The organism is Synechococcus sp. WC101 (assembly GCF_047461555.1).
Lineage (GTDB): Bacteria > Cyanobacteriota > Cyanobacteriia > Thermostichales > Thermostichaceae > Thermostichus.
In genome coordinates this window covers 1-8993 of the sequence record NZ_JANSHG010000107.1, presented here as the reverse complement: position 1 = coordinate 8993, position 8993 = coordinate 1, and the positions used below count along the sequence as shown (strand labels likewise).

The following is an 8993-nucleotide window of genomic DNA, read 5'->3' as shown; positions in this document are numbered from 1 at the left end:
CCCTAAATTAACACAAATTTAAAAAACTTCTGTCGCGGCACGGGCGCGTGTGGACTCCGGGAGTGGGAGCCCTATCTGCATCAGATGCTGGTAGAAATGGATTTGCCATTGGCAGCGGGCCAGATGATGGGCTTTGCGACTTGGGTAACGCTGCGGATCCCAATTCCAGTAGCAGTCTTCCAACCAGTCTTGCAAGAAGCCATCCCCAATTTCAGGGTAAGCAGTTGGAGCCTTGATCAGGAGGGGCTTTGTGGCGCTTTTCGGTAACCGTGGATCCCTTTTAGCTTTTTTCCGGTAGCTCGATTGCTGTTGCCTTTTCGGCGTTGCTGCCTGCCCTCTGGGCTTGGGTCGAGGGTGGAAACCGTCCTTGCGCACAAGGCGTTCTTCCTCCCTCCGTAAGCCTGGCCGAGGAGGGATCCCTTGGCGCGCCCCGATACCGTGATGTCTCCCCTTCGTCCGCTGCCACCCCCCGCCTCAAGATCCAAGCCACAGGGCATAATGGGCTAGCAACTTCTTTTGAACAGGGATCCGCAGCAGCATGGGACGGGCAAAGAAAGTGGTATTGGCCTATTCGGGGGGCGTCGATACTTCCGTCTGCATCCCCTATCTCAAGCACGAGTGGGGGGTGGAATCGGTGGTCACCCTGGCGGTGGACTTGGGTCAGGGGGCGGAGCTGGAGGCCATTCAAGCCAAGGCCCTGAGGGCCGGGGCCGAGCAATCCCTGGTGCGGGAGGCCGTCCAGACCCTGATTGCCGACTACGCCTTCCCCGCTATCCAGGCCAATGCCCTCTACGAGCAGCGCTACCCTCTCTCCACTGCCCTGGCCCGGCCCCTGATCGCCCAGCTGTTGGTGGAGGTGGCCGAAGAGGTGGGCGCCGACGCCGTGGCCCACGGCTGCACCGGCAAGGGCAATGACCAAGTCCGCTTCGACCTGGCCATCGCCGCCTTGAACCCCAAGCTCAAGGTGCTGGCCCCGGCGCGCGAGTGGGGCATGACCCGCGAGGAGACCATCGCCTACGGCGAGCGCTACGGCATCCCTATGCCAGTACAAAAATCCAGCCCCTACAGCATCGACCTCAACATCCTGGGCCGCAGCGTCGAAGCCGGGATCCTGGAGGACGCCGACCAAGAGCCGCCGGAGGAAGTCTACGCCCTCACCCGCTCTATTGCTCAAACCCCCGACGAGCCCGCCTACGTGGAGATCGCCTTTGAAGAGGGGATCCCGGTGGAGCTGGACGGGCAGCGCCTCGGCCCCAGAGCCCTCTTCGAGCGGCTCAACGCCTTGGCCGGCAGCCACGGTGTCGGTCGCATCGACATGATCGAGGATCGGCTGGTGGGGATCAAGTCGCGCGAGATCTACGAGTGCCCGGCCCTAACGGTGTTGATCCAGGCCCACCGCGAGCTGGAGAGCCTCACCCTCACTCGCGAGGTCCTCCACTACAAGTACGGCATCGAGACCACCTACAGCCAGTTGGTCTACAACGGCCTCTGGTACTCGCCGCTGCGGGAGGCCCTGGACGCCTTCATCCGCACCACCCAAAAAAGCGTTACCGGCGTGGTGCGGATGCGCCTGCACAAGGGCCAGGCGGTCTGCGTGGGCCGCCGCTCCCCTTACTCCCTCTACAACGCGGAGCTGGCCACCTACGGGGAAGGGGATCAATTCGACCACCGGGCTGCCGAAGGCTTCATCTACATCTGGGGCCTGCCTACCCGCACTTGGGCGCAGGTGCACCGCGGCAGTGGTGCTTGAACTCTACCGCCAGGCAATTTGTCCATCCGGGGTGCTGGTCAACCGGCTAGCCTGCTGGGGGGGAGGTGTCAAGCCGCTTGCCTGCTGGCACGACGGCGCAGGTGGGCCAGGTTTGCCACCGCGGAGGTGAGGGGCTCTCTCTAGGTTCCTGCCGTCCAGGTGTTGCCGTACTCGATCTGCTCCGGGGTAAGGCTGTCGATGGAGATCCCCATGGCTTTGAGCTTGAGGCGGGCGATGGCCTCGTCGATCTCTGCCGGAATGGGGTGCAGCCCTGGCGCCAGGCGGCCACGGTTTTTCACCAGGTACTCGCAGGCCAGGGCCTGGTTGGCAAAGCTCATGTCCATGACGCTGGCGGGATGGCCTTCGGCGGCAGCCAGGTTGATCAGCCGGCCCTCTCCCAGGACGAACACCGATTTGCCCGACTGGAGACGGTATTCTTCCACAAAGGGGCGCACCGTCTGCCGGGAAACCGTCCGCTCTTGCAGCGCCACCAGGTCGATCTCGATGTCGAAGTGGCCGGCGTTACAGACCATCGCCCCATCTTTCATACGGTCGAAGTGCTCGCCGCGGATGACGTGCTTGTTGCCGGTGACGGTGATGAACAGATCCCCCAGGGAAGCGGCCTCGGCCATGGGCATAACCCGAAAGCCGTCCATCACCGCCTCCAGGGCCCGCACCGGGTTGACCTCGGTCACGATTACCTGGGATCCCATGCCGCGGGCCCGCATCGCCACCCCCTTGGCGCACCAGCCGTAGCCGGCCACCACCACCGTTTTTCCGGCCAGAAGAATGTTGGTACAGCGCAGGATGCCGTCCAGGGTGGATTGGCCGGTGCCGTAGCGGTTGTCGAACAGGTGCTTGGTCTCGGCATCGTTGACGGTCATCACCGGGAAGCTGAGCACCCCCGCCTTAGACATGGCCCGCAGGCGCACCAGGCCGGTGGTGGTCTCTTCCGTGGTGCCGATGATCTCCGGGAGCTGCTCCTGGCGATGCTGCACCAGCTCCGCCGTCACATCGCCGCCGTCGTCGATGATCAAGTTGGGACGGTGATCCAAGGCAATTTGCACATGGCGGCGGTAGGTTTCCACATCTTCCCCCTTGATGGCAAAGACCGAGATGCCGTAGTCGGCCACCAGGCTGGCGGCCACATCGTCTTGGGTGGAGAGGGGGTTGCTGGCGATGAGGACGCTCTCCGCTCCCCCTGCCTGCAGCGCCAAGGCCAGATTGGCCGTCTCGGTGGTGACATGGCAGCAGGCCACCAGGCGCAGGCCGGCCAGGGGCTTTTCTTGGGCGAAGCGCTCCCGGATCTGGGCCAGCACCGGCATCTCCCGCGCCGCCCACTGGATCCGTTGCCTGCCCAGAGAGGCGAGGCCCAGGTCTTTAACTTCGTGCTTGGGGAGAGACAGGGTGGCGCTGGTCATCGAGAAGGCTCCAAAGAGAGTTGTCGAAAAAGGATAGAGGTTCAGCCGAGCTACACGGCCAGAGAGAGGGAGTTTCAGGCCGTTACAATGTCGGCAAGAGGGACAAACAGATGTCAACAGACCTGAACTATTCTGCCACAAGGGATCCCTTTTCGGCGCTGGGGCTGGACGTGGGCAACCGCCGCATCGGCGTGGCCGGCTCCGACGGGCTGGGGCTGCTGGCCACGGGGCTGGGGGTGATCCGGCGCCGTTCCCTGCCGGAAGATATCGCCCAAGTGCAGGCGTGGATCCGCCGCCGCCAAGCCACCGTGGTGGTGGTCGGGATCCCGCTTTTGGCGGATGGATCGGTGGGATCCCAGGCCCGCAAGGTGCAGCGGTTTGTGCGGGCGCTGCAGGCGGCCGTGGATTTGCCGGTGGTTACGGTCAACGAGTACCTGAGCACCGTACAGGCGGAGTGGGATCTGCGCCAGGCCGGGATCCCGGCTAAGGCCCAGAAAGCGCTTATCGACCAGCAGTCGGCGGCAGTGATTCTCCAAACTTGGCTGGACGAGCGGCGCTATTCCCAGAGCTCAAAAGCGCCCTGCAGATAGTCTGCCAAGGCGTAGCTCACCCCTTCCTTGCCCGGTCGCTGTTCCACCAGCGCGACATCAAAGCGACAAGCTAGTTCAGCAAGATCAGGGTGCTGGCTCAAGAAAGCTTGGGCGGCCCGGATTAGGCGCTGCTGCTTTTGGATCCCAACCGCCAAAAGCCCCTTTTGATCCCAGCCCTGGCCACTGCGGGTTTTCACTTCCACAAAAATCAACTCCCCTGCCCTAGAGGCCACCAGATCCAGCTCTCCCCAACGACAGCGCCACTGTTGCGCCAGGATCTGCCAGCCTTGCTCCTCCAGGTACTGCCGCACACAAGCTTCGCCAGCCTCGCCCATGTTTTGGAGAGAAGTTCGCTTGGGCAAGGGATCCCCAGCCTACCTAGATACAAACTCCTCGAAGGAACTATTCAGAATCGCTCCCCCCTTGGCCCTAGTGGGCAGAGCCGTTGCCGTGATATTTATCGGTGTCGTAAAAGCCGTTGCGGGTGCCGAAGTAAAAACTTGCCAAAGAGAGGGCAAAAGCAACCCCCACCAAGACTAGCTTTGCATCCACGTGGCCTTCTCCTGATTTCCTCCTGAACCGTAACCATGATAGCCTGTCTCTCCTGCATAGCCCTCTTGTGGGAAGCAGCATCAACATCGGCAAGGCAGGGATCCCAAAGGCCTACGGGCGCGAACGGAGAGCTTTCCTGGATGAGCTGAGCATGCTACCATTCAGGCTAGAAAGGGAGTAGTCAGGCGGCTTACCGCCCTCTGCATCGACATACTGGCTAAAAGCAGCCCGGTGCCAGAGACAAGGCAAGCCCATCGTCTTGCCTTGGTGACGAGACTTTCACTGAGTTCACGCGGAGGTGAGCTTGGTGAGTCCGTCTGACTTTCCCAGCCTTCACCTCTAGGTGTGAAGCGATTCCACACACAAGAGAGGTTGGAGGCTAAACGATGTGGGCTGGTTTTGCGTCAAGTTTGCTGTTGGTTACGGTAGCAGAGTTTGGGGATAAAACCTTTTTTACCCCCCTGATTCTGGCTATGCGACACCCGCGCCGCTGGGTTTTCTTGGGAACGTGGCTGGCTTTGGCCGCGATGACCTTGCTGGCTGTGGTGGCCGGGAAAGTGCTTTTTGAGCTGCTGCCACCCCTGGGCGTGCGAGTGCTATCGGCTGGAGTTTTCGCGGCTTTTGGGCTAAGAATGCTCTGGCAAGCTTACCAAATGACTCCCCAGCAGGAGAAGGAAGAAGAGGAAGAAGCCCTCAGGCTGGTGGAGCAAGCCGAAGCAAAAGGCGCTGGCCGCGGCGGGGCTTGGGCTGTTGTGTGGGAGGCCTTTAGCCTGACCGCCTTGGCCGAGTTCGGGGACAAAACCCAGATTGCCACCGTTTCCTTGGCAGCCACCCACCCGGGATTGAGTGTCTGGGCAGGGGCCACCCTCGGCCATGGGCTGATGGTGGGGTTGGCGGTGGTGGGCGGTCGCTTCTTAGCAGCCCACATCTCTGAACGGGCCGTGCATTGGGTGGGGGGCGGCTTGTTTCTGCTGTTTGCGTTGGTAACCAGTTGGGAATTGTTAGGATAAACAACTGTAGTTATTTCAAAGAGCAATGAAACAGCTCGTTGCGTCAGTGGAGCCGAGCACTGGAGGAGCGTCTTAATCGGGTTTGAAACAACCATACCCGTAGGAGCTGCTCCCGCTTGGACTGCAAAATCTCCTCTCGCTTCATGGCGCGAAGGTCCGCTCTTTGTTGAGCTGGGCACATTCTGCCTTTTGGCTGCAGAACTCCCATGAAGTCGGAAAAAAAGTTCGGATTATCCAAATTCCTGTTCGATAATTCGCCATCTGGCAGTAATCACTCCTGGCTCCAGGCTGAGGCGGCTGACGACAAGTTCTAGAGCCTGGTCGTCGCGGGTTTGGGTGACCAGCTCCGCTTCAACTTTGACCAGGTCGGGTTTGTCTTCTAGGTCTTCGCTGTAGAGGGCTCGCAATTTGAGATGGGTGGGCGCTATGCCCTGCAGCAGCAGGGCGCGCAGGTGGGCTTCCGCATGGCTTTTGCAGATAAATGAACACTCATAGACCAGTTCCAGCTCCGTGCCTTTGAGGGGCTGTTGGTTGATGCGGTAGCCCAGGGGGCGCAGCAGAATGTTGGCGATCAACACGGCTCCTGCCCCAATGGTGGCTTGGGGAATGTACCCTGATCCGGCAAAAGCCCCTACGGCTGCTGCACACCAGATGGTGGCAGCGGTGTTCAAGCCGCGCACGCTGGCCCCCTCTTTGAGGATCACGCCCCCGGCCAAAAAGCCGATCCCCGACACCACCTGGGCGGCAATGCGAGTTGGACTGCTTTCATCAGGGGTGAGCACTGAGAGCATGACAAACAAGGCTGCGCCAGTGGCCACCAAGGTGTTGGTGCGCAGGCCGGCCATGCGCTGCCGCCACTGGCGCTCCAGCCCGATAAGGGATCCCAGGACAAAGGCAACGGCCAAACGCAAGGTGAAGTCAATCCAGGTCATGCTCCGGTTCTCGTGAAAGGATAAAGTTTAGCCATCCTCATCTGGGATCCCAAGGGCAGTGGCTTCCTGTTGCAAGGTTTGCCAGAGGGTTTCCAGTTGAGCAAAGGCCACTTCTGGGGCCAGCTTACCACCCGTTTCTAAAGCGCAGGTTATGCTGACTCGATGGGCGTAGCGCTGCAGCAGCAACCGGAACTGAGCTGTGGTGGAAGGAGCTTTCAAAGTCATGGCACACCTCCTGAACGAATAATCGGATTCAATCTGAATCCAGCTCCCCCAGGCCGGGGGTAGCCTGGGAGCCAAAGTTGGACTGCAAGGCGAAGAGAGCAGCCTCAGAACTCGACTTCAACGCCGACCAGCCAAGCTACCAAGGTGAAATACACCCAGAGGCCGGTGAAATCTTTGATGGTAGTGATGAAAGGGTCTGCTCCGGGAGCGTGGTCAAAGCCCAGCTTTAACATCACCCAGGGCAAAATGGCGCCCAAGATAGCCCCCAAAGTGAGGACAATGGCCAGAGCCAAGCCCACCGCTAGACCCAATTGTGGGATCCCATTGGGTGCCCCCTGCCAGAAGTAGGCAATCACCCCAGCCGTGGCCCCCAGGATCACTCCGATAATGCCACCAATGCTGGCTTCCCGCAGCAAATAGGGGAGAAACTGCCGCACGTTGATGTGGCCCCAAGCCAAGCCACGGGCAAAGATGGTCGTAGATTGGGTACCGACATTGCCGCCCATATCCATGACCAAGGGGATGAAAATAGCCGCTGCCGTTACTGATTGCAACACTTCCTCAAAGGTTTCGATCACTCCCCCCACCACCATGCCGCCAATCAAGGTGATGATTAAAAACGTGATGCGCAGGCGGACGGCATACCAACGGGAGCCTTTAACCAGGCGCTCGCTCCAAACCTTGTCTCGGCTGAGCAAGTTGCCCACCCCTGCTTGGGCCAGAGCGGCGTCGGTGGCTTCTTCTTCCACCAAGTTGATGACATCTTCAAAGGTGATATCTCCCACCAAGCGTCCTTCACTGTCGACCACCGGAATGGCCGGCAAGCCGGAATCTTTGAGCAAACGAGCTGCCTGGAGATCCCGGTCGGTAACCCGAGCAACAATATCCGATCCCTCGATCAGCTCCCGAATGGGCAGGTCGGGATCCGCCTTCACCAGCCGCACGGTGCGCACCAGACCTTTGTAGAACCGCTGGTCATCGACCACAAAGATCACATCCAGCTCGTCATCCCCCAGTTGGGAGTCGCGCACACTGGCCAAAGCTGCCCCGACGGTGAGGGTATCGCGCACCGCCAAGTAGCGCAGGTTCATCAGCCGACCGGCACTGCGCTCCGGGTAGTTCAGCAGGATATTCACGGCTTCGCGGGCTTCTGGGCTGAGGTTGGCGATCAGCCGCTTGGTAACTTTGGCCGGCAGCTCCTCAAACAGGCGCACCCGCTCGTCTGGGGGTAATGCTTCCACCAGCCGGATCACCTCTGGGTTTTCCATGCTGCGGATGAGATCGGCCTGTTCTTCAGGCCGCAAATACTCAAATACCGCCATGGCCTTGTCTTTTTCCAGCAACCGAAAAGCCAGTACCCGCTGCCGCGGAGAAATCTCCATCAACTGCTGCACCAGCTCGGCAATAGGGGCGCGGTTGGCCGCTCGCTTGGCGGCTTCCAAAGAGGCAGGAGAGAGAAGATCGCGAAGAATGTTTTGCTGCATAACAAACCTCCGAAGGTTGGAGTCAGCCGGATAAAAGACCCGGAGGGCAACGACCAACCCCTGCTCCGAGGCTCATGGGAGCCCTGAAGCTGAACGCCTCTCAACGTCTTAGGCCCGACTCGACGCCCACAAGCCCAAGTCGATAAAAGGGAATCCAAAGGGCTCCCCCTGGCCCACGAACAACAAATACAAAACCCAAGGCTAGGGGAAGTCCCCTTTGAAGCACTCCTGCTTTTCCCTTTTCCGATGCTCAGGTCGAGCTCTGCTCAGCCCATCTGTTCGTCGCCGACCGAGAGAGCCACCCAAGCCAGAAGCTATTTGAGAAAGCTCTCCTGTCCCTTCGCGTTGGCGAAACGGGATCCTCTCAAGCGACGACTGAGGCTGTCAGCGGGAAAATGGAAGGCACCAGGAAGGCGCAGATCTCCAAGGACTTGAGCTCCTAAGAGCGATCTCCGCTGGCCGGTGCTACAACTGCCAGAAGCGTCCATGTTGTTGAACGTTTTCCTCCGAAAGAGTTGAACCGGAACAACCCGGACAGCCCGAAGAGGATCTCTTCAGCCCTTTTTAGGCTAGTTGCAGGAAGGGGATCCCGTCAACCTTTTTCTGGCATATTCGGTGAACGATCAGCGGAGCAGATGGGGAGTTAAGATCGGGGTAAGCGAACAAGAGAGCACAACCTCTTCCGGGTTCTGCTCGCAGCCTGACTGAGTAGAGTCCCCATCCTGGCAGCTTGTGACCTTGGGAAAACGCTGCCCTATGCTGCCTGTGTTTTTAAGAGGCTCACCCCAATGAGCTGCGCGGAGTGGATCAGCTCTTTCCAGCCTCTACAGGTGCCGCTGCCCATGAGCGTATGGCCACCCTTCCCCTGGTTTCTGTGATCTTGGGTACGCGGCCCGCAGCCATCGAGCTGGCTCCGGTGATCCAGGCCCTGCGGGCCAGTCCCCACCTGCACACAAAAGGATAGCTTGGTAGCCCCGCACTTGAGTGCAGGGCGGAAAAGCCCGCTAGCCACTTTAGTCGCTTACCCAT

The 8993-nt window shown here is 60.1% G+C and carries 9 protein-coding genes; 3 read left to right on the top strand and 6 right to left on the bottom strand.

Translation table 11 applies throughout. The features are described 5' to 3' along the window. Positions 1–538: 538 nt before the first annotated feature. The gene (locus NW809_RS08440; protein WP_011429604.1) at positions 539–1750 is read left to right on the top strand and encodes an argininosuccinate synthase; all 1212 of its coding nucleotides are present in this window, start codon (positions 539–541) and stop codon (positions 1748–1750) included. A gap of 140 nt (positions 1751–1890) precedes the next feature. Here the strand turns inward: NW809_RS08440 and ahcY are convergent, their stop codons facing one another. Then, complete coding sequence (ahcY, locus tag NW809_RS08435; RefSeq protein ID WP_011429603.1) at positions 1891–3171, bottom strand: adenosylhomocysteinase; 1281 nt, start codon at positions 3169–3171, stop codon at positions 1891–1893. A 110-nt stretch (positions 3172–3281) separates the two neighbouring features. On the opposite strand from ahcY, the gene ruvX reads away from it, so the two are divergent. After that, positions 3282–3761: a Holliday junction resolvase RuvX gene (gene ruvX, locus NW809_RS08430; RefSeq protein WP_011429602.1), complete on the top strand. Its 480-nt coding sequence runs from the start codon at positions 3282–3284 to the stop codon at positions 3759–3761. Here ruvX and NW809_RS08425 read toward each other — a convergent pair. Both NW809_RS08425 and NW809_RS08420 read right to left on the bottom strand, forming a co-directional pair. Next, positions 3728–4096 (bottom strand): YraN family protein, encoded by a 369-nt coding sequence (locus tag NW809_RS08425; protein WP_049749715.1) that lies wholly within the window; start codon positions 4094–4096, stop codon positions 3728–3730. The genes ruvX and NW809_RS08425 overlap by 34 nt on opposite strands. A 94-nt stretch (positions 4097–4190) precedes the next feature. Continuing rightward, positions 4191–4313: a hypothetical protein gene (locus NW809_RS08420; RefSeq protein WP_041438124.1), complete on the bottom strand. Its 123-nt coding sequence runs from the start codon at positions 4311–4313 to the stop codon at positions 4191–4193. 386 nt (positions 4314–4699) lie between these two features. On the opposite strand from NW809_RS08420, the gene NW809_RS08415 reads away from it, so the two are divergent. Next, on the top strand, positions 4700–5323 hold the full coding sequence (locus NW809_RS08415; protein ID WP_011429572.1) for a TMEM165/GDT1 family protein: 624 nt from the start codon (positions 4700–4702) through the stop codon (positions 5321–5323). Between the two features lie 230 nt (positions 5324–5553). Here the strand turns inward: NW809_RS08415 and NW809_RS08410 are convergent, their stop codons facing one another. From NW809_RS08410 to mgtE, 3 genes are all read right to left on the bottom strand, one after another. Further along, positions 5554–6255: an MgtC/SapB family protein gene (locus NW809_RS08410; protein WP_414401936.1), complete on the bottom strand. Its 702-nt coding sequence runs from the start codon at positions 6253–6255 to the stop codon at positions 5554–5556. Positions 6256–6282: 27 nt separating this feature from the next. Continuing rightward, positions 6283–6480, bottom strand: coding sequence for a hypothetical protein (locus NW809_RS08405; RefSeq protein WP_414401935.1), 198 nt, complete (start codon positions 6478–6480; stop codon positions 6283–6285). A 104-nt stretch (positions 6481–6584) separates the two neighbouring features. Continuing rightward, positions 6585–7964, bottom strand: coding sequence for a magnesium transporter (gene mgtE, locus NW809_RS08400; protein ID WP_414401934.1), 1380 nt, complete (start codon positions 7962–7964; stop codon positions 6585–6587). Between the last annotated feature and the right edge of the window lie 1029 nt (positions 7965–8993).